Annotated in this window: 20 protein-coding genes; 5 read left to right on the top strand and 15 right to left on the bottom strand. The window is 65.7% G+C overall.

Annotated features, from left to right (window positions below):
• Positions 1-18 precede the first annotated feature (18 nt).
• The 4 genes from AC1DS3_RS01330 to AC1DS3_RS01315 all read left to right on the top strand — a co-directional run bounded on the left by AC1DS3_RS01330 (position 19) and on the right by AC1DS3_RS01315 (position 5,872).
• Entirely contained in the window at positions 19-1,293 is a 1,275-nt protein-coding gene (locus AC1DS3_RS01330) for an O-acetylhomoserine aminocarboxypropyltransferase/cysteine synthase family protein (RefSeq protein WP_441638140.1), read from the top strand.
• A gap of 456 nt (positions 1,294-1,749) precedes the next feature.
• Positions 1,750-2,562, top strand: coding sequence for a MetQ/NlpA family ABC transporter substrate-binding protein (locus AC1DS3_RS01325; protein WP_477126558.1), 813 nt, complete (start codon positions 1,750-1,752; stop codon positions 2,560-2,562).
• Between the two features lie 117 nt (positions 2,563-2,679).
• Positions 2,680-3,663 (top strand): aliphatic sulfonate ABC transporter substrate-binding protein, encoded by a 984-nt coding sequence (locus tag AC1DS3_RS01320; protein WP_477126557.1) that lies wholly within the window; start codon positions 2,680-2,682, stop codon positions 3,661-3,663.
• A 400-nt stretch (positions 3,664-4,063) separates the two neighbouring features.
• The gene (locus tag AC1DS3_RS01315; RefSeq protein WP_477109365.1) at positions 4,064-5,872 is read left to right on the top strand and encodes a methyl-accepting chemotaxis protein; all 1,809 of its coding nucleotides are present in this window, start codon (positions 4,064-4,066) and stop codon (positions 5,870-5,872) included.
• Positions 5,873-5,944: 72 nt separating this feature from the next.
• Here the strand turns inward: AC1DS3_RS01315 and AC1DS3_RS01310 are convergent, their stop codons facing one another.
• Positions 5,945-6,784 (bottom strand): SDR family NAD(P)-dependent oxidoreductase, encoded by an 840-nt coding sequence (locus AC1DS3_RS01310; protein ID WP_441638132.1) that lies wholly within the window; start codon positions 6,782-6,784, stop codon positions 5,945-5,947.
• 124 nt (positions 6,785-6,908) lie between these two features.
• Between AC1DS3_RS01310 and AC1DS3_RS01305 the strand changes: the two genes are divergently transcribed.
• On the top strand, positions 6,909-7,862 hold the full coding sequence (locus AC1DS3_RS01305; protein WP_477109366.1) for a GlxA family transcriptional regulator: 954 nt from the start codon (positions 6,909-6,911) through the stop codon (positions 7,860-7,862).
• 45 nt (positions 7,863-7,907) lie between these two features.
• Here AC1DS3_RS01305 and dmpG read toward each other — a convergent pair whose 3' ends face one another.
• The 14 genes from dmpG to AC1DS3_RS01235 all read right to left on the bottom strand — a co-directional run bounded on the left by dmpG (position 7,908) and on the right by AC1DS3_RS01235 (position 19,526).
• Positions 7,908-8,960, bottom strand: a complete 1,053-nt coding sequence (gene dmpG / locus AC1DS3_RS01300) for a 4-hydroxy-2-oxovalerate aldolase (RefSeq protein ID WP_441638128.1) — start codon at positions 8,958-8,960, stop codon at positions 7,908-7,910.
• 24 nt (positions 8,961-8,984) lie between these two features.
• Positions 8,985-9,950: an acetaldehyde dehydrogenase (acetylating) gene (locus AC1DS3_RS01295; protein WP_441638126.1), complete on the bottom strand. Its 966-nt coding sequence runs from the start codon at positions 9,948-9,950 to the stop codon at positions 8,985-8,987.
• A 61-nt stretch (positions 9,951-10,011) separates the two neighbouring features.
• Positions 10,012-10,317 (bottom strand): 2-hydroxymuconate tautomerase, encoded by a 306-nt coding sequence (locus AC1DS3_RS01290; protein ID WP_441638357.1) that lies wholly within the window; start codon positions 10,315-10,317, stop codon positions 10,012-10,014.
• Positions 10,286-11,074: a 2-oxo-3-hexenedioate decarboxylase gene (gene dmpH / locus AC1DS3_RS01285; RefSeq protein WP_441638124.1), complete on the bottom strand. Its 789-nt coding sequence runs from the start codon at positions 11,072-11,074 to the stop codon at positions 10,286-10,288. Before dmpH ends, AC1DS3_RS01290 begins: the two co-directional genes overlap by 32 nt.
• Before the next feature lie 32 nt (positions 11,075-11,106).
• Positions 11,107-11,889 carry a 2-oxopent-4-enoate hydratase gene (gene dmpE / locus AC1DS3_RS01280; RefSeq protein WP_441638122.1) on the bottom strand — a complete coding sequence of 261 codons (783 nt, stop codon included), beginning with the start codon at positions 11,887-11,889 and terminating at the stop codon, positions 11,107-11,109.
• Positions 11,890-11,897: 8 nt separating this feature from the next.
• On the bottom strand, positions 11,898-13,352 hold the full coding sequence (locus AC1DS3_RS01275) for a 2-hydroxymuconic semialdehyde dehydrogenase (protein ID WP_441638120.1): 1,455 nt from the start codon (positions 13,350-13,352) through the stop codon (positions 11,898-11,900).
• 214 nt (positions 13,353-13,566) lie between these two features.
• The gene (locus AC1DS3_RS01270) at positions 13,567-14,499 is read right to left on the bottom strand and encodes a catechol 2,3-dioxygenase (protein WP_477109367.1); all 933 of its coding nucleotides are present in this window, start codon (positions 14,497-14,499) and stop codon (positions 13,567-13,569) included.
• Between the two features lie 73 nt (positions 14,500-14,572).
• A complete protein-coding gene (locus AC1DS3_RS01265; RefSeq protein WP_441638116.1) occupies positions 14,573-14,920 on the bottom strand; it encodes a 2Fe-2S iron-sulfur cluster binding domain-containing protein in 348 nt (115 codons plus the stop codon).
• Positions 14,921-14,933: 13 nt separating this feature from the next.
• Positions 14,934-16,001, bottom strand: a complete 1,068-nt coding sequence (locus AC1DS3_RS01260; RefSeq protein WP_441638114.1) for an NADH:ubiquinone reductase (Na(+)-transporting) subunit F — start codon at positions 15,999-16,001, stop codon at positions 14,934-14,936.
• 15 nt (positions 16,002-16,016) lie between these two features.
• Complete coding sequence (locus tag AC1DS3_RS01255) at positions 16,017-16,376, bottom strand: phenol hydroxylase subunit P4 (RefSeq protein WP_441638112.1); 360 nt, start codon at positions 16,374-16,376, stop codon at positions 16,017-16,019.
• A gap of 32 nt (positions 16,377-16,408) precedes the next feature.
• On the bottom strand, positions 16,409-17,923 hold the full coding sequence (locus AC1DS3_RS01250) for an aromatic/alkene/methane monooxygenase hydroxylase/oxygenase subunit alpha (RefSeq protein WP_150987097.1): 1,515 nt from the start codon (positions 17,921-17,923) through the stop codon (positions 16,409-16,411).
• Positions 17,924-17,964: 41 nt separating this feature from the next.
• Positions 17,965-18,237, bottom strand: a complete 273-nt coding sequence (locus AC1DS3_RS01245) for an MmoB/DmpM family protein (protein ID WP_441638110.1) — start codon at positions 18,235-18,237, stop codon at positions 17,965-17,967.
• Positions 18,238-18,247: 10 nt separating this feature from the next.
• A complete protein-coding gene (locus tag AC1DS3_RS01240; RefSeq protein ID WP_441638108.1) occupies positions 18,248-19,243 on the bottom strand; it encodes an aromatic/alkene monooxygenase hydroxylase subunit beta in 996 nt (331 codons plus the stop codon).
• A gap of 64 nt (positions 19,244-19,307) precedes the next feature.
• The gene (locus AC1DS3_RS01235) at positions 19,308-19,526 is read right to left on the bottom strand and encodes a phenol hydroxylase subunit (protein ID WP_441638106.1); all 219 of its coding nucleotides are present in this window, start codon (positions 19,524-19,526) and stop codon (positions 19,308-19,310) included.
• Positions 19,527-19,767 lie beyond the last annotated feature (241 nt).

Here is a 19,767-nt window from a genome sequence, read left to right as displayed (position 1 = left end):
CAAGAAGACAACGACATCATGAAAATCGAGACAATTGCTGTTCACGGCGGCTACTCCCCGGACCCCACCACGCGTGCCGTGGCCGTACCGATCTACCAGACCGTTGCGTATGCGTTCGACAACGCGCAGCACGGCGCCGACCTGTTCGACCTCAAGGTGCCCGGCAATATCTACAGCCGCATCATGAACCCCACCAACGACGTGCTGGAGCAGCGGCTGGCCGCGCTCGAGGGCGGCGTGGGCGCGCTGGCGCTGGCGTCCGGCATGGCGGCCATCACCTATGCCATCCAGACCATCGCCGAGGCCGGCGACAACATCATCTCGGCCAGCCAGCTCTACGGCGGCACCTACAACCTGTTCGCGCACACGCTGCCGCTGTCCGGCATCGAGACCCGCTTTGCCGATGGCCGCAATCCGGCCGCCTTCGGCGACCTGGTGGATGCGCGCACCAAGGCGATCTTCGTGGAGTCGGTGGGCAACCCGCTGGGCAACATCGTCGATATCGAAGCGATCGCCAAGGTGGCGCACAGCCACGGCATCCCGCTGATCGTGGACAACACCGTGCCCTCGCCCTACCTGTGCCGTCCGTTCGAGCATGGCGCGGACATCGTCGTGCACTCGCTCACCAAATACCTGGGCGGCCACGGCAACAGCGTGGGCGGCGCCATCGTCGATAGCGGCAAGTTCCCGTGGGCCGAGCACAAGGCGCGCTTCAAGCGCCTGAACGAGCCGGATGTGTCGTACCACGGCGTGGTCTACACCGAAGCGCTCGGCGCCGCCGCCTATATCGGCCGCGCCCGCGTGGTGCCGCTGCGCAATACCGGCGCGGCGCTGTCGCCGTTCAATGCCTTCCTGATCCTGCAAGGCATCGAGACCCTGGCGCTGCGCCTGGACCGCATCACCGAGAACGCGCTGGCTGTCGCGCGCCACCTGAAGGCCAGCCCCAAGGTGGAGTGGGTCAACTTTGCCGGCCTGCCGGAGCACCCGGACCATGCGCTGGTGCAGCGCTACCTGGGCGGGCGCGGCCCCGGCATCCTGTCATTCGGCCTGAAGAGCGGCGGCCGCGAAGCCGGCGCGCGCTTCCTGGACGCGCTGCAACTGTTTACCCGCCTGGTCAACATCGGCGACGCCAAGTCGCTGGCGACCCATCCGGCCTCCACCACGCACCGCCAGCTCGACGCCACCGAGCTGAAGGCCGCCGGTGTCAGCGAAGACATGGTGCGCCTGTCGATCGGCATCGAGCACATCGACGACCTGCTGGAAGACCTGGAGCGCGCGCTGGCCGCGGCCTGAGGGGTGGCGGGGTAGCGCAGTAGCTGGCGTCGCAACGCGGCGCTCGCAACAAGAAGGGCCGGKGGCACATGGATGCCACCGGCCCTTCTTGTTTTCCGCCGCGCTGGCGACCGCTTAAGCCCGTTTGGCAAGCACAAATAAAAACGCCCACCAATGAGGCGGGCGCGAATCCAATTCCTTGGAGGGATTGGAGGAGACAGTTCTATCATAACCGCAATACGGGTTATCCCGCAACTACCCAATTGCCATATGCATATGCCGCCGAGCGAAACAGCCGTTAGCGTCACACGAGTGCCTGCAAACCTGCTTGCAGGCATATGCAAGTGCGTTATAAGACCATGCGTTTTTACTCGTTCCTTGAACGTATGCACTTCCCTACAATGGGCTTCCTTGCTTGCCGCCATCCCGGTAAGCCACGATGCACACAAACCACACAAACAATACGGGGAGCTTTAGATGAAACTGGGTTTCGGAATTCGACTGATTGCCGCGGTGCTCGCGCTCGGCGTGATCCAGACGGCCGGCGCGGCTGATCCGGACAAGAAGGAAATCCGCTTCGGCGCCACCGCTGGCCCCTACTCCGACCAGATCCGCTACGGCATCAAGCCCCTGCTGGAAAAAAAGGGCTACAAGGTCACTATCGTTGAGTTCAGCGACTACGTGCAGCCGAACCTGGCGCTGGCCGATGGCGCCATCGACGCCAATGCCTTCCAGCACGTGGCCTACCTGAAGAAGTTCTCCGGCGACCGCAAGCTGCAATTGTCCGACGTCATCCAGGTCCCCACCGCCCCGATCGGCATCTACAGCCGCAAGCACAAGTCGCTGACGGAAGTGAAGCCGGGCGCGTCGGTGTCGCTGCCTAACGATCCGTCCAACCTGGCACGCGCCATCGCCATGCTGCAGCAGATCGGCTGGATCACGCTCAAGGCCGGCACCGATCCGATCCGCGCCAGCGAGCGCGACATCGAAGGCAACCCGAACAAGCTCAAGCTGATCCAGCTCGAAGCCGCGCAACTGCCGCGCTCGCTCGACGACGTGGACTTCGCCTTCGTCAACGGCAACTTCGCGCTGTCCTCCGGCCTGAAGCTGACCGAAGCGCTGAGCCTGGAGAAGATTCCCGACTACTACATGAACCTGGTTGCCGTGCGCACCGCCGACACCGGCAAGCCGTTCGTCAAKGACATCCGCGAGGCTTACCAGTCGCCGGAATTCAAGGCGACCACGCAGCAACGCTTTGCCGGCTTCCTGCCGCCGGCCTACCAGCGCTGAGGCGCTCCTGCAGCGCGCCATCCGGCGCATAAGCAACTGCGGCATTCTTCGTTCCTTGCGGCATGGCTTTCGCCTACCCTCTTCCCCTTACAACTTGAAAGACAAGGGGGAGCGGCAATGACAAACGAACGCAACCAGCGGCGGCGGAGAATCGTTGTCAGCAGCATGCTGGCCGCCGGCGCGGCCTGCGCGCTTGGCACGGCGTTGCCGGCACGCGCGCAGGCGCCAAAGCACACGCTGCGCATCGGCTTCCAGAAATCGTCCACGTTGATGATCCTGCTGAAATCGCGCGAGACGCTGGAGAAGGCACTCGCACCGCTGGGCGCGTCGGTGCAATGGTATGAATTTACCTCGGGCCTGCCGCTACTGGAATCCCTCAATATCGGCAACCTCGACCTGAGCGCGGACGTGGCCGACGCGGTACCGCCCTTCGCGCTCGCGGCCGGCGCCAACCTGACCTACTACGCCATCGAGACGCCCTCGCCCGAAGCGCAGGCCATCGTGGTGCGGCAGGATTCGCCGATCAAGGAAATCGCCCAGCTCAAAGGCCAGCGCATCKCCTTTGCCAAGGGCGCGGGCGCGCACTACCTGCTGCTCGAAGCGCTGGCCAGCGCCGGGCTGTCGATCCGCGACATCGAGCCCGCCTACCTGAGCCCGGCCGACGCCCGCGCCGCCTTCGAGCGCGGCAGCGTGGCCGCCTGGGTGATCTGGGACCCGTTCCTGGCGGCAGTGCAACGCCAGGCCAACGCGCGCATCCTGCGCGATGGCAAGGGGCTCTCAAGCTACCGGCGCTTCTACCTCGCCGCCACGCCTTACGCGCAGAAGCATGCGGACGTGCTGGCCGTGGTCTATGAAGAACTGCGCCGCGCCGGCGAATGGATCAAGCAAAACCCCGCGGCCGCCGCGCAGTGGCATGCGCCGCTGATCGGCCTGGACGCGCCCACGGTGGAAGCCGCCAACCGCCGCCGGACCTACCAGGTGCAGACGGTGGATGCGGCCTCGCTCGATGAGCAGCAGCGCATYGCGGATGCCTTCACCAGCCAGAAGATCCTGCCGCGCAAGGTGGTGGTGGCKGAGTCSCCGGTGTGGCGGCGCGCTTGACCCTCGGGACCATTGGCTTGCCACCACGTTAACAGGTGGAGGTCCGTGCGCTCTGGCAGCGGAAAAGACACAGCGTTCTCACGCGCAAAACACGACCAGACAAAGACGAAAGGCCTCCACTTCGGAGGCCTTTCTTTTTTGCGCGAGGCAGGCTCCGCCCATGCCAACAGACGCACCACTTCGGTGCCAAATACGCAGAAAAAACCGAGCATCCGAATACCCGAACAACCAGATCGCGCTTTATCCGGATATCCGAATGGCGCTCTTCGCACTTTGAAAATTGGCTGCCCGGCCATCCTAAATTCGCCGCCAACAATGCCGTAAGAGCGAGCCAGGACCCTCCGCCCCCACCGCTCCGAGCGGCTATCCGCCCGACGAGCCAAACAAGAAAGATCCAACTATGCTGTCCTCCCTGCGCGCGCGCATCGTGGCCCTATCGGTGGCCATCGTCGTGGTGGCACTCATTGCCAACGCCGTTATCAATCACGTGGTGGCCAGTTCGTACAGCGACGACGCCATCGACAGCAACCTGGCCGCCGTGCAGAACGGCCACGTCGGCGCCATCGCCGACTGGGTGGCGAGCCACATGCAGATGATCGGCTCGCTGCAGGACGCGGCAACGCAGCCCGACACCAACGCCGCCATCGCCGCGCTCAAGCAGGTCGGCAGCGCCGGCGGCTTCGTCATGACCTACATCGGCTTTCCCGACAAGTCCCACCGGTTTTCCGATACCGAAGGCCTGCGGCCCGATTACGATCCCACGTCCCGTCCCTGGTACAAGCAGGCCGTGGCCGCCGGCAAGCCGGTGGTCACGCCGCCCTACGTGGCCGCCAGCAGCGGCAAGCTGGTCGTGACCTTCGCCGTGCCCATCCTGCGCGACGGCACGCTCAAAGGCGTGGTGGCCGGCGACGTGTCCATGGACAGTGTCATCGCCAACATCAAGGCCATCCACCCCACCCCTGCCAGCTTTGGCGTGCTGGCAACAAAGGACGGCAAGATCGTCGCCCACCAGGACGATAAGCTCACCCTCAAACCGCTGACCGATCTGATGCCTGCGCTTGCCGTCGACAAGCTCGCGGGGCTCGAAAGCGCCAAGGCGCCGCTGCAGGTCGATGTGGACAATGCACCCAAGCTGCTGCGGGCGCGCGGCGTGCCCGGCACGGACTGGATCGCTGTGATCGCGCTGGACAAAAGCGAGGCTACGGCGGGCATGCGCTCCATGCTGATGGCATCGGTGTTCGTGCTGATCGTGATCGCTGGCGTGGCTGCCGCCATCGTCGCCGGGGTGACAGCGGTCTCATTCCGAAGGCTGTCGGTGATTCGCGATGCCATGCGGGATATTGGCAGCGGGGATGGTGACCTGACGCGCCGCCTGCCAGCCGATGGCACCGATGAGGTGGCGCAGATTGCGCAGGCGTTCAACGCATTCGCCGAGAAGCTGGTCAGCGTGATGCGCCAGATCCGGGATGCCAGCGCGTCTGTACATGCCGCCGCTGACGAGATCGCGGCCGGAAACATCGACCTTTCGCGGCGCACTGAATCCGCCGCGGCGAGCCTGGAAGAGACGGCGGCGTCGATGGAACAGATCACCGCGACGGTGAGCCAGTCTGCCATGTCGGCCAGGCAGGCCGATGCGTCTGCGATCGCGGCCTCCCAGGTCGCTGGCAATGGCGGCGCCGCCATTGGCGAGGCCATTCAAACCATGAGCGAGATCGAGCGGGCTTCGGTCAAGGTGTCCGACATCATCGGCGTGATCGAAGGCATTGCGTTCCAGACCAACATCCTCGCGCTGAATGCTGCGGTGGAAGCAGCGCGCGCCGGTGAGCAGGGCCGTGGATTCGCCGTGGTTGCCGGTGAGGTGCGCGGGCTGGCGCAGCGCAGTTCGCAAGCCGCGAAGGAGATCAAGACACTGATAGAGACCACCGTCGACAGCGTGGTGTCCGGCTCCGGGCAGGTACGCCGCGCCGGAGACACGATGCATGCGATCGTCGGGAACGTGGACAAGGTGACCAACATCATTTCCGAGATCACGAGTGCTGCGCAGGAGCAGACCCGGGGCATCCAGGAGGTGAACCGGGCGGTTAGCCAGCTGGATCAGATGGTGCAGCAGAATGCGGCCTTGGTTGAGGAATCCACCGCGGCCGCCGAGGCGTTGCAGGGGCAGGCGGGCGCGTTGGCGGGGGTCGTGGGGCAGTTCAGGCTGGGGTGAGGTCCTGGGAGGAGCCCATGGCGGGCTCCCGCATCTCGGTGTTCCCCCTCCGCCTGAACGAGACCGCGTCTTTCAGGCGAGCCGGAAGCGCGCGGCCGGCACGCTGCGCGACAGGTTGGGCCCCAGCGCCGCGCGGGCGGCCTCGAAGGCATGCCAGTCGGCCACGTCCGGCAGCGACGGCAGCGTCACCACCTCACCCTGGTCCAGCCCGGACAGGGCCGCGTCGACCAGGTCGTCCGCGCTCATCACCCACTCCTGCGGCAGGTTGTCCACCGGCTGGCCGGCCACATCCCAGAACTCCGTACGGATCGCACCGGGCAGCACGGCCTGCACGCGCACGCCCTTGTCCGCCAGTTCATGCTGCAGCGATTGCGTAAAGGCCAGCACGAAGGCCTTCGACCCGCCGTAGACGCCGTTGAGCAATTCCGGGGCGAGCGCCACGATCGAGGCAATGTTGATGATCGTCCCCTTGCCACGCGCCACCAGGCCGTGCGCGGCGGCGTAGGTCAGCCGGGTCAGCGCGGTAACGTTGAGCGCGATCATCGCAGCCATCTTGTCGGCATCGGACTGGAGCAGCGGCCCCGCCGCGCCGATGCCCGCGTTGTTGACCAGCATGGTGATGCTGGCGTCGGTGCGCAGCAGCGTCTCCAGGCGGCGGACATCGGCATCGGCGCCAAGATCCGCGGTCACGATCTCCACGCAGCGGCCCGTCTCGCTGGTCAGGCGTTCTGCCAGCGTGGCCAGCCTGCCGCGGTTACGGGCGACCACGATCAGGTCGTAGCCGCGCCGGGCGAGCCGGTCCGCGTAGACGGCGCCGATCCCTGAGGACGCGCCGGTAATCAGGGCGGTGCCTTGGTGCGAATTGATTCCCGAGCTTGCCGAGGTTCCCGAGGTTGCTGTCGATGCGGTCATGTCCGTTCTCCGATTTCGTTGTTGCCGGCCCGTTGCCGGCCACCACGGAACGAAGATTAGGTGCATAATCCGATGGCAACAATGTCATAGATGCCACCTTTTATGCCATCGGTGGGAGTTCACCATGCTGCGTGTCGGAATCGTCCTTTACCCCGGCTTCCAGGTCATGAACCTGGGCGTCACCACTGTCCTTGAGTTCGCCAATCGCACCGCGGCCAAACCGCTCTACGCGGTCCACCTGCTGTCCGAGCAAGGCGGGCCGGTGCCGACCTCGGCAGGCTTTTGCGTCACCACGGAGGCATTCGACGACCGCGCGTTCGACACGCTGCTGGTGGTGGGCGACAACGATATCCAGCCGGCGTCGCCCGGTCTGGTCGCCTTCCTGCAAAAGGCGGCGCCCTCCACACGGCGCATCGGCGCCACCTGCACGGGCGCCTTCAACCTCGCCGAGGCTGGGCTGCTGGACGGCCGCCGGGCCACCACCCACTGGTTTTACGCGGCCCGGTTCCGGCGCACGTATCCCGCGGTCAGCGTCGAGGAAGACCGCATCTTCATCATCGACGGACCGGTCTGGACCTCCGCCGGCATGACCGCCTGCATCGACCTGGCCTTGGCGCTGGTCGAGAAAGACGCCGGCGCCGAAACCGCGCGCACTGTCGCGCGCAAGCTTGTTGTCTATCACCGCCGTGCCGGCGGGCAATCGCAGTTCTCGGCGCTGCTCGAGCTTGAGCCCAAGTCCGATCGCATCCAGGCCGCGCTCGCCTTTGCCCGTCTGAACCTGCACGCCGAATTGTCGGTCGACCAACTGGCGCAAGCGGCGCACCTCAGCCCGCGCCAGTTCAGCCGCTCCTTCCGCGAAGAAACGGGACAAACCCCGGCCAAGGCGGTGGAGCACCTGCGCATCGAGGCCGCGCGGCTGATGATGGAGTCCGGGCGGCATCCGATCGATGTGGTGGCCAAGGAGACCGGCTTTGGCGACCGCGAGCGCATGCGCCGCGCGTTCCTGCGGGCGTTCGGGCAACCGCCGCAGGCGATCCGGCGCATGGCGCGCGGGGAAGAGGAGCCGATGGCGGCTTGAGTGCTGGCGCCCCTATCGGACGGCCGCCCTTCGGCCGGGCGGAGCTTACGCCGTGATCCGCGCCTGCCCGGCCTCGCGCCGCGCCACCAGGTCCAGCGCCACGTCGACGATCATGTCTTCCTGCCCGCCCACCATGCGGCGCTGGCCTAGTTCCACCAGGATATCCACGGTCTTCAGCGCATAGCGCCCGGCGGCTGCCTCCGCGTGGCGCAGGAAGCTGGAATAGACGCCCGCATAGCCAAGCGCGAGGGTCTCGCGGTCCACGCGCACCGGGCGGTCCTGCAGCGGCCGCACGATCTCGTCGGCGGCGTCCATCAGCGTGTAGAGATCGCAGCCGTGGTTCCACCCGAGCCGGCTGGCGGCGGCGATGAACACCTCCAGCGGCGCGTTGCCGGCGCCGGCGCCCATGCCGGCCAGGCTGGCGTCGATGCGGTCGCAGCCCGCTTCCACCGCCACGATGGAATTGGCCACGCCCAGGCTCAGGTTATGGTGCGCATGCATGCCGGTCTGGGTTTCCGGCTTCAGCACGTCCTTGAAGGCGCGGAAGCGGTCGCGCACGTCGTTCATGTTGAGCGCGCCGCCGGAATCCACCACGTAGACGGTCTCGGCGCCGTAGCTTTCCATCAGCCTGGCCTGCTGCGCCAGCGCGGCGGGCGTGGTCATGTGGCTCATCATCAGGAAGCCCACCGTGTCCATGCCCAGGTTGCGCGCGTACTCGATATGCTGGCGCGAGACATCCGCCTCGGTGCAGTGCGTGGCCACGCGGACCACGCGCGCGCCAGCGTCGAACGCGGCGCGCAGGTCATGCACGGTGCCCACGCCGGGCAGCAGCAAGGTGGCTACCTTGGCATGGCGGACGGTCTCGGCCGCCGCCGCGATCCACTCAAGGTCCGTATGCGCGCCGAACCCGTAGTTGAAGCTGGAGCCGGCGAGCCCGTCGCCATGCGCGACTTCGATCGAGTCCACCTTGGCGGCATCCAGCGCCGCGGCGATGCGGCGCACGTCGTCCAGGCTGTATTGATGGCGGATGGCGTGGCTGCCGTCGCGCAGCGTGACATCCGAGATATAGAGTTTCTTCTGCGTGGCTTGCTGGGTCATGTCTTGTCTCCGTGCGCCCGCCGCTTACGCGGCCAGCCGCGTTTGCGCCAGGCGCTCGGCGCAGGCTAGCGCAGCGCTGGTCATGATGTCGAGGTTGCCGGCATAAGCCGGCAGGTAATGGGCGGCGCCTTCCACTTCGAGGAAGATCGATGTCTTTAGCCCGCTCATCCGCCCCAGCCCCGGGATGTTCAACGGCGCTGACGGATCGATGCGCTCGAACTGCACCCGCTGCTTGAGGCGGTAGCCGGGCACATAGGCCTGCACTGCCTTCGCCATGGCTTGCACGCTGGCCTCTATCGCCGCCTCGTCGGCGTCCTCGGACAGCGTGAACACCGTGTCGCGCATCATCAGCGGCGGCTCGGCCGGATTCAGCACGATGATGGCCTTGCCGCGCGCCGCGCCGCCCACGGAGCAGATCGCCTGGCTGGTGGTCTCGGTAAATTCATCGATATTGGCGCGCGTGCCCGGCCCGGCGGACTTGCTGGAGATCGAGGCCACGATCTCCGCGTAATGCACCTCGGCCACGCGAGACACCGCCGCCACCATCGGGATGGTGGCCTGGCCGCCGCAGGTCACCATGTTGATATTGCTGGCACCGAGCTGCTGGTCCAGGTTGACCACCGGCACCACGTACGGCCCGATCGCGGCCGGGGTCAGGTCGATTACCTGGATGCCGTGCTGCTGCAGGATCTTGTTGTGATGCGCGTGGGCGCCGGCCGAGGTGGCGTCGAAGGCGATGCGGATATCGCCAAAGCCGGCCATCCTCACCAGGCCTTCGATGCCCTCGGCCGTGGTGGGCACGCCCAGCCGCGCGGCCCGGGCCAGGCCGTCGGAGGTGGCGTCGATGCCGACCATCGCGCCCATCTCCAGATGCCGGCCGTGGCGCATTACCTTGATCATCAGGTCGGTGCCGATATTGCCCGAGCCGATGATGGCTACCTTGTGCTTGCCGGGCGGATGGCTGCCGCCGGCGCCTGCTTTCATGTCCATGTTGTCTCCGTGCCCGGGCGGTCCAGGTCCAGTGCCGCCAGGCATTCCGTATGCCGCTCCCTCAGCGGCCGAGTTCCTTCGCTGTCTTGCCCGCGATGCCAAACTGCGTCTTGGGCACCTCGGTAATCATCACGCGCACGCTCTCGATCGGCGCGCCGATCGATTCCACGGCGGCGTCCGTCAGCGCGCTGATCAGGCGAGCCTTTTGTTCTTCGGTCCGGCCTTCGATCAGAAACACTTGCATGATGGGCATGGCTTTTCTCCTGCGGGATGGGTTGAGTCGGTGGCATCGTACCGCGCCACCAGCACGCTCGCCGGGCGCATCAAACGAAGCATCAAACGAAGCGCATCGATACGGTGCCGAGATGCTGGTAGCGCACCGTGATGCTATCGCCGGCTGCTACCGCAATGGCCTCGGTCACGCCGCCGGTCATGATGAAAGTGCCCGCCGGCAGCTCGCGCCCACGCGCGCCAAGCATGTTCGCCAGCATGGCCACGCTGCTAGCCGGGTGGCCGAGCACGGCGGCGCCGGCGGCGGTGGCGACCACCTCACCGTTCTTCTCCAGCACCACGCCGAGGTTCTTCAGGTCGATCCCCTCGGCGCTGCGATGCGTGCCGCCAACGACAAAGCGTGCCGACGACGTGTTGTCGGCGATCACGCTCTTGAGGTCGAAGCGGAAGTGTTCATAGCGCGAGTCGATCACCTCCACCGCCGGCAGCACGAAATCGGTGGCGGCCAGCACGTCGCCGATATGGCAGCCCGGTCCCTTGAGCGGATGCTTGAGCACGAAGGCGATCTCGGCCTCCACCTTGGGATGGATCAGCGATGCGGTATCGATGGTGCCACCGTCCATGCAGGCGCCGTAGTCGGTCAGGAAGCCATAGACCGGATCGGTCACGCCCATCTGGCGCATCTTGGCGAACGAGGTCAGCCCCATTTTCAGGCCGGCGATGCGGGTGCCGCGCGCTTCCTTGCGCGCCCGGATCGCGTCCTGGATGGCGTAGGCGTCATCCCAGTCCATATCGGGGTGGGTGTCGGTAATCTTGCGCACCGGCTCGCGCCTGAGCTCGGCGTTTTCCAGGTGCTCGGCGAGTTGCCGGATGGTGTCTTGGGTGAGGTTCATGGCGTTGTCCTGGGCTGCTATGTGGAATCCGATCAAACGAAGCGCACGCCGGCGGAGCCGATGCCGCCCAGGCTGATGCGAAGCTGGTCGCCGGCCTGGACAGGCACCATCGCGGCCAGCGAGCCTGACAGGATCACCTCACCCTTCTTCAGCCCGATGCCGAGACGCCCCAGCGTATTGGCCAGCCACGCCACGGCGTTGGCCGGGTGGCCGAGCGCGGCGGCGCCCGCGCCGGTGGCGACGATCTCGCCGTTCTTCTCCAGCGTCATGCCAACGGTGCCGAGGTCAAGGCCGCGCGGGTCCACCGCGGCGTCGCCCAGCACGAACACACCGGACGATGCGTTGTCCGCCACGGTGTCCTGGATCCGGATCTTCCAGTCGCGGATGCGCGAGTCGACGATCTCGAAGCACGGCAGCACGTAGGCGGTGGCGCGCAGCACATCGGCATTGGTCATGCCCGGGCCTTCCAGGTCTTCCTTGAGCACGAAGGCGATTTCCCCTTCGGCCTTGGGCGCGATCAGCGTATCGGCGGCAATGGCAGCACCATCGCCATGGACCATGCCGGACAGCAGGTGGCCAAAATCCGGCTGGCGCACGTCGAGCATGTCCATCACCACCCGGCTGGTCACGCCGATCTTCTTGCCGATCACGCGCTCGCCGGCGTCCAGGCGGTGCTGCACCATGGCCAGCTGGATGCGGTAGGCATCGTCGATGGACAGTTCGGGGTAGCGCTCGGTCAGCGGGGCGATGGCCCGGCGTTTATCCAGTGCCTGATGCAGGCTCGCGCCGATCTCGAGAATGTCTTCGGGTCTCATGGCCTGCCTCACAGTTTCACGCACACGTTGCGCAACTCGGTATAGAACTCCAGCGAATGCACCCCGCCCTCGCGGCCGATGCCGGATTGCTTGGCGCCGCCGAAGGCGGTGCGCAGGTCGCGCAGGAACCACGCGTTGATCCAGCAGATGCCCACCTCCAGCGCGCTGCCCATGCGGTGCGCGGTGCCCAGGTCGGACGTCCATACGGTGGCGGCCAGCCCGTAAGGCGTGTCGTTGGCCAGGCGGATGGCGTCTTCCTCGGTATCGAACGGCGCGATGTGGCAGCAGGGGCCGAAGATCTCCTCGCGGATCACCGCCGAGTCCTCCGGCAGGCCGGTCCAGATGGTGGGATGCACCCAGGCGCCTTCGGCCAGCGCACCGGGCATCTCGGGCACACCGCCGCCGGTGACCACGGTAGCGCCCGCATCCGCCGCCTTGCGGTAGTAGGACAGCACCTTGTCGCGGTGCTCCAGCGACACCAGCGGGCCCATGTTGACACCCTCATCGTTCGGCCGGCCGATGCGCAAGCCCTCGGCCCTGGCCTTGAGCGCCGCGACGAAGCGCGCGAAGATGGGCCGCTGCACGTAGACGCGCTCCGTGCCCAGGCAGACCTGGCCGCTGTTCTCGAAGGCCGAGCGGGTGATGCCGGCCACCGCCTTGTCGAAATCCGCGTCGGCGAACACGATGCCGGCATTCTTGCCGCCCAGCTCGAACGAAACCGGGCGCACGCCATTGGCAGCCGCCTTCATGATGGCCTCGCCAGTACGCGTCTCGCCGGTGAAGGTGATGCCGTTCACATCCGGGTGCGCGGTCAGGAAGGCGCCGGCGGAATCCGGGCCAAAGCCGTGCACCACGTTATAGACGCCCGGCGGCACGCCGGCCTCGTTCATGACCTCCCCGAGCAGCGTGGCGGTTGCAGGCGTTTCCTCCGATGGCTTGACCACTACCGTGTTGCCGCACGCCAGCGCGGGGCCGACCTTCCAGGTCATCAGCAGCAGCGGCAGGTTCCACGGGCACACTACGCCGATCACACCGCGCGGCGAGCGCACCGCGTAGTTGATGGCCTCGCCGCCATCCGGCGTGGCCATGGCGAAGCTCTCGGCCGGCACGTTCTTGATCAGGTCGGCGAACACCTTGAAATTGGCGGCGCCGCGCGGGATGTCGATATGGCTGGCAAGCGAGTGCGGTTTGCCGGTGTCGGCGATCTCCGCTTGCAGGAAGTCATCGAAGCGGCGGTTGATGCCGTCGGCCACCGCATGCAGCAGCTCCACGCGTTGCGCCACGGTCATCTGGCCCCACGGGCCTTTCAGCGCTTGCTTTGCCGCTGCGACGGCGGCATCGACCTCGGGCTTCCCGGCTTCGTGCACTCGGGCGATCAGGCTGTTGTCGACCGGGTTGCGGTCGTCGAACTGGCGATGGGTGGCCACCCATTCGCCGTTGATGAAGTTCTTGAACTCTTTCATGTTGTCTCGCTTGGTGCGGCGGGGTGCGCCGCTTTGCCTTGCTGTCTTTCGCCTTGCTACGCCTCTGCCGTGCTTTGCTCCCCTCTCCCGCAAGCGGGAGAGGGGAGCAAACACGTGGCGCCTGACGTCTCGTTTCACCACGCCTCTGCCCCGCCTTGCTCCGCTGGGAGAGGGGGGCAAGCATCTGGCATCGGAGAAGTCGTCGCGCCGGGGATCAGGTCAGTACATTCAGGAACGCATCGTTCAGCTTGCGGTCGTGATAGAAGATCGCGCGGCCCAGTTCGTTGTCGGTCCACGTGATGGTCGGCTTGTCGGGATAGTGGATATAACCGCCAGAGAAGACCTCATTCCGGTTGCCCGAAGGATCGAAGAAATAGATCGTCGCGCCGCGGGTAATGCCATGGCGCGTCGGCCCGATATCGAGCGACACGTCCTTCTTGGAAATAATGTCGGCGGCCTTCAGCACTTCGCCCCAGTTGTCCAGGTTGAACGAGGCGTGATGGAACTTGTTCTTCTCCGCATGCCGGATGAAGGCGATGTCATGCGCCTTGTTGGAGCACGTCAGGAAGGCGCCGATCATCATCTTGTCAGGGCCGGCGACCACTTCCTCGGCCAGCGTGAAGCCGAGCACGTCGCGGAACAGCTTGACCGTGCCATCCAGGTCGTCGCCATAGAGCAGGCAATGATCGAAGCGGCTGGGCGCCATGCCGCGCAGGTCGTCCGGCCACGGGTCGGGATTGCTGTCGCCGGTCAGGCAGCCCAGCTTGTCCTTGTCGGCGAAGAGTTCGATGGCATGTCCCGTGGGAATGGTGAAGCGAAAGCGCACGCCGGTACGCGGATGCTCGCCGGCGGGAATCCACTGGAAGTCCGACGCGAGTCCGGACTGCTCCACTTCCTGTGCAAGCCGCTCCAGCGTGCGGCTGCTATCCACGCGAAAGCCCATGTAGTCCATGCCCGGGCTGTCGGCCTCGCGCAGGACCACGCTGTGGTGATCGTGCTCGTCCCAGGCCTTCAGGTAGACGCGGCCCTTGTCGTCGCGCGCGGTTTCGATCAGTCCGAGTACCTCGGTGTAGTGCTTGAGCGCCGGTTCGAGTTCCAGCACGCGCAGTGCCACGTGCCCCGGGCGCAATACGCCTGTCAATGCCATGACTGTCTCCTTGATGATGGGGTTATTGGTCCAGCTTTTATTGCTGCGTTCATTGCTGCGTTCATTGCCGCATCTATGGCTGCTTGTTCAACTGCTCCTGCGCTGCGTCCTGCCGCGCCCGCTGCTTGTCCAGGCAGCGCTGCAGCAATGCCACCGGCTGCAGGCGGATATCGCTGTCGGGGAAGGCCTTGCAGGCGAGCACAAACCCACTCCCCTCCTCCGCCTCCGACAGGCAGGCGCGGCTCATCTTGCCGGTACGGTAGCGGCCAGCCTCGATGCGCACCTTGCACACCCCGCAGCCACCGCCCCGGCAGCCCGCGGGAATGCCACGCTTGCCCAGGGCTTCCATGGCGCGCAGCAGGTTCTGCTCCGGCGCGCAGGGGTAGCACTGGCCGCTTCCCGCAATCTCGACGGTATGCATGCCGCGCCCTCCATCAGATCTTGAACAGCGGGCTGCGCGCGCTGTTCTGTGCGTCGCCGGCCGAGATGAACTTCTCGGTGTGGATGTCCTCCTCGAACAGCCGGCCCTGCATCAACGTACGGATGCAGGCTTCGATCATCGGCGGTGGGCCGCACAGGTAGGCCTTGTGGCCACGGAAGTCGGCGGTAGCGCCATTGGCGTAAAGGCCGTGCAGGACGTCATGCACATAGCCGCGCGCGCCATCCCAGCCACTGTCCGCCGGTTCGTCGGAGAGCGCGGGCACATAGCGGAAGTTGGGATGCGCGCCGGCCAGTGCACGGAACGCCTCGTCGTAGTACAGCTCCGTGCGGTTGCGCGCGCCCTGCACCAGCGTGATCGGCAGGGTCTCGCCGGCGGCCAGCATGTCCAGGATCATGGCGCGCGGGCTGGACAAGCCCGAGCCGCCCGCCAGGAACAGCATGGGCTTTTGCGCCGACTTGCGCACGAAGAAGCGGCCGTAAGGCGCGGAAAATCCGAGTTCATCACCCACCGACAACCGATCGTGCAGGTAGCTGGTGGCCTGCCCGCCTTCCACCCGCCGCACATGCAGCTCCACCAGGTCGTCGCCGGGACGGTTAGCCAGCGAGAACGCACGCGGCTGGTCGCAGCCCGGCACGCGCAGGTTGAGGTACTGGCCGGCCTGGAAAGCTGCCGCGGCGCCCCCCTTCACGCGCAGCCAGATGCCGCGGATGGTGGGGGTCAGCGCGCGGGCCTCCACCACCTCGGCACGATAGTCGGCCAGCGGCAAGCCGAGCGAGTCGGCGTCTTCCTCGATATCGGCCTCGATCACCATGTCGGACTGCGCGGTGGCGCAGCAGGCCAGGCACTGCCCGCTGTCACGCTCGAAATCCATCAGCGCGAAGCTGGAGGCCTCTCCATGCTCGAACTCGCCCTGCACCACCTGCACCTTGCAGGTGGCGCACAGCCCGTGGCAGCAGGCGTGCGGCAGCCACACGCCGTTGCGCAGGCAGGCATCCAGCACGGTCTGGCCCGGTGCGATGGGAATGGTCTGCCCGATCGGTTCAATGGTCAGGGAATACATCTTGTGTCTCCTGCCTTAGCTGCCACTGCCGCCAATGCCATCCAGCCCCGGCGTGCGGAACCGGATCACCGCCTTGTGGCCCAGGCCGTTCTCTTCCAGCGTGCGGTCGAGGCCTGGCTGCCAGGGCTCGCTGCCGCGCAGCCATTCCACGCGGCGCCAGTCGATGCGGGCAAAGTCGGGGTGATAGCCGTAGACGCCCGGCAGCACGGTCTCCACGACATCGCGCAGGCGCATCGACGGCGGCAAGGGAAGGCAATGCGGCGCACAGAACAGCAGGTGGCGGTCCCAGCCGATATAGAGCAGGCGGTTGCCGTGGAACACCGCTTCGCGGTCGGCGGGCTCGAACGCGTAGGGGCCAATGGATACGACGGACATGGTGGTCTCCTTATCTCTTGTATGCCGGCTGCTCAGGCAGCCGTGCCCGGCACGCCTTTCCAGGCGTTCCAGTTCTTCTGATCCTGCGAACCTTCGAAATCCAGGTTGTCGGCGCCAGGGTTGATGCGGTACCACTTGAGCACGTCGTCCAGCGATCCACCGCCGCAGTTGCCCTGGTAGATCTGGTGCACAGGCAACCAGGCCTGCGCGTACTTCTGCGGCTCGCCGTCGAAGATGTCCTTGCAGCCGTCCGAGCAGAAGTGGAACCGCATGCCGTGGTAGCTGCTCTCCCGGTAGCAGGTCTGGGTGGGGTCGTCCGGCTCCGAGAACACCATCGGGATCTGGCAGGTCTGGCACAGCATCGGCAGCGTGGCGTTGTAAAAGCGCTCCCCTTGCTGCTGGCGTTCCTGCCAGTAATCGAGGCGCGGCTTGTAGTAACGCGCGAAGGTGTCGGGATATTTCTCCGTCAGCCATGCCATTTCGTCCTGCTTGGGCACCCAGGTATGGAAGCCGGCCGCGGCGGCGTAGTTGTAGAAGGTGCCCCAGGCCTCGTGGGTGATGCGGTCCTTGGTCTTGGTGGCCACCTCGTGGTACTTGGGCATGCGCAGGCCGTAGCGCTCCAGGTCCTTGAACAGCGCACCGCCGGCCTGCTCGAAGTACATCTCCCAGGCTTCCGCCCACGACATCACGCGCTTGGGCAGCATGTAGTCCATCATCATGCCGACCAGCGTGAGCAGGCGAAAGCCRCGCCAGAACCATTTGTCCAGCCACTTCTGCAGGATGGGGATATTGTCCGGGTCCTGCTGGCACAGGAACTTCACCACTTCCAGGCCCAGCGTCATATGGCGCGATTCGTCGGACTGTGCCGAGAAGCCGAAGGTCACCGTGGCCATGTCGCCGTTGTAGGCCGCACCCGACATGAAGGGCATGAACAGCAGGTTGGTCAGCACATACTCGAAGGAGAACGAAATCGCGGTGATGAACTCGAACGGCCCCGCGCTCATGGCGTCTTCGAAGTAGGACTTGGGCACGGACAGGTACCAGACCCGGTCATGCATGTGCTGCCATTCGCCGAAGCCGTTGAAGTACTTGTTGTAGACCGACAGCGTGTGCATCTGGGTCTGCGCGTGGCGCAGCTCGTCGATCGACTGCATCTGCGCCGCCACCCGCGCGCCGGCGCCGCGAAAGTGCCGCCCGAGGTGGGCATAGCCACGGTGCGCCGCGTACTCCAGCGGCGTTACGCCGGTCAGGAACAGGCGCAGCGCGTTCAGGTAGCGCGGGTCCGAGACGTTGAGGTGGCCGTTGTTCTGCACGAACGAATCGATGATCGCGTACAGCTTGCGCTCTTTCTCCGACTGGTACTTCCAGTAGGCGTCCATGGTCATGCGGAACGGGTCTTCCCATTTGTCCCAGTCATGGATCTTGATGCCTTCGTACTTGTCGTAGGGAAAGACCTTGTCCATCGGCTCGTAGGTGGTTTCCCAGCCGAGGTCGCGCGTCATCGTCGCGTATTTTTCCCGCAGGTTCAGCTTCTTGCGTGCGTCCATGATGTTCTGTCTCCGTTTGTCTTTGCTGTGGGCGGGCCACTTCAGGCGTTCCAGTGCAGGGTGAAGGCGTCGTCGTCTTCGTCGATGTTTCCCGACAGCGAAATCAGGTTCAGGTGGATCTCCTGCAGGTCCCATTCGCGGCCGAGTTTTTCCGACACCAGTTCGCGCACGATGGTCAGATGGCCCGGCGCATCGATCTTCACCATCGCGGGAAACTGCGACACCACGGCGTGCGGGTTGGCCTCGGTGATGGCGTCGATGATGGGGCGGGTGTCGTCATTACTTTGCAGCGCGATATAAACGTTGGCGGTCATGGCGGGCTCCTCAGGCGGCAAGGCCAAGCTTGTTAAGACGCACGTCGAACTGCTCCACGCACAGCGCCACCACCCGCTCGCCGCCCTCGCCCAGCAAGGTGTCAGCCACCGGCACCAACGCTTCGGCCGCTTGCGCGCGTGCGGCGCGGGCCCAGCCGGACARCAGCACGCGATTGGCGTCGGATTCGGCCGCTGCGGTCTGCACCACCGAGTCGACCCAGCGTGCGTGTTCTTCGCGCCAGTCGTTCATGAACTCGGTCAGCACCGCCAGCCCGGTGCCGCAGGCGCGGACGATGGCGGCGTCGGCGTGCTGGTACACCATCGGGTAAAGCAGGCCGTCGAGCACCAGGTTCTGGGTGACGAAGGTCTCGAACCAGTCCTCGATCACGAAGCTGCGCTCGATCAGCCGGCGCATCGGCTGCCACGCGGCGCTCTCCATCCAGGCCACCTTGGCGCGCTCCAGCGCCACGCCGGTGTTGCCGTCCAGCAGCATGCCGATGCGCGACAGGTACTGGGCAATGCCGAGGCGATCCATCGCACAGTAGGTGCAGGCCTGGGTGATGGCCGTGCCCCAGCCATAGTCGGCGCAATAGAAGTTGTTCATGTTGGCGCCCCACTCCACGTGGCGCAGCGGCAGCAAGCCGTCTGCCAGGCGGTCCTGCCATTCGGCGGGCAGTGCCTGCAGCAGCCCGCGCTTTTCCACGAAGGCGAAGCTCTTCTCGGTGGCGTCCTGCTGGCGGCCGCGCGCCGTCACGTAGGCGCCGTAGAAGTACTGACGCGGGTCCTTGAGCGCGTACCAGTCCGCCATCACGATCGCGGTACGGCGCTTGTCGTAGATCTCGTGTTGCGAGTCCCAGGTCGGGCGGTAGTGGAAATTGACTTCCGACTGCACGTCGTAGGTGGCCTCCTGGTAGCGCGAGGCGGGCTTGTCGCCAAAGCGGCGCGCCACATGGCCGTAGGTCTGGCGCAGCGGCTGGATCTGCTGGGTCTTGATATCGACTTGCATCGCTTGGTCTCCTGGGTCTTGCTGTTTTTATGGGGGTGGTTCGGTGCGTGGGGGCCGGCCGTGCTCAGTCGTCCCGATCGGGCGCCGGGAGCTCCGGCGGCAGGAAGCGCACGTGGTTGACGCTGCAGAAGGCTTCGAACATCGGCTCGGGCATGATCAGCTCGACATTGAGCTCGGGGTCCGCCACGCTGAACGCGAACTGCACGAAGCCCTCTGGCGTGCGGCCGTCAATGCGCACGAACCGGGGCGAGGCTTCAAACAAGGGGACCGACTGGTTGATCATGGCGCTGCTCCTTCGCGTGGGCTGTATGGCCTCTATTGCGAAGAGCGTGCCAGCTGACGCAAACGACGGCGCCACAAGGCGCGTCGGGATTCGGGCCGCGCTGGATTTGGCGTTTACCCTGAATTGCGCATGCGCCGCGGCTCAATCAATTGATGAAGTGCAAGGTGGGATTTGACCAAATGATGAAATGCCGCGCTGGGTGGTGGTTTGCGGGGAGCTTATTGCCTTTGCGCAAGGCTGC

Source organism: Cupriavidus sp. 01L46 (assembly GCF_056399905.1).
The sequence above is the reverse complement of the archived record's forward strand: the minus strand, read 5'-3'. Positions and strand labels throughout refer to the sequence as shown.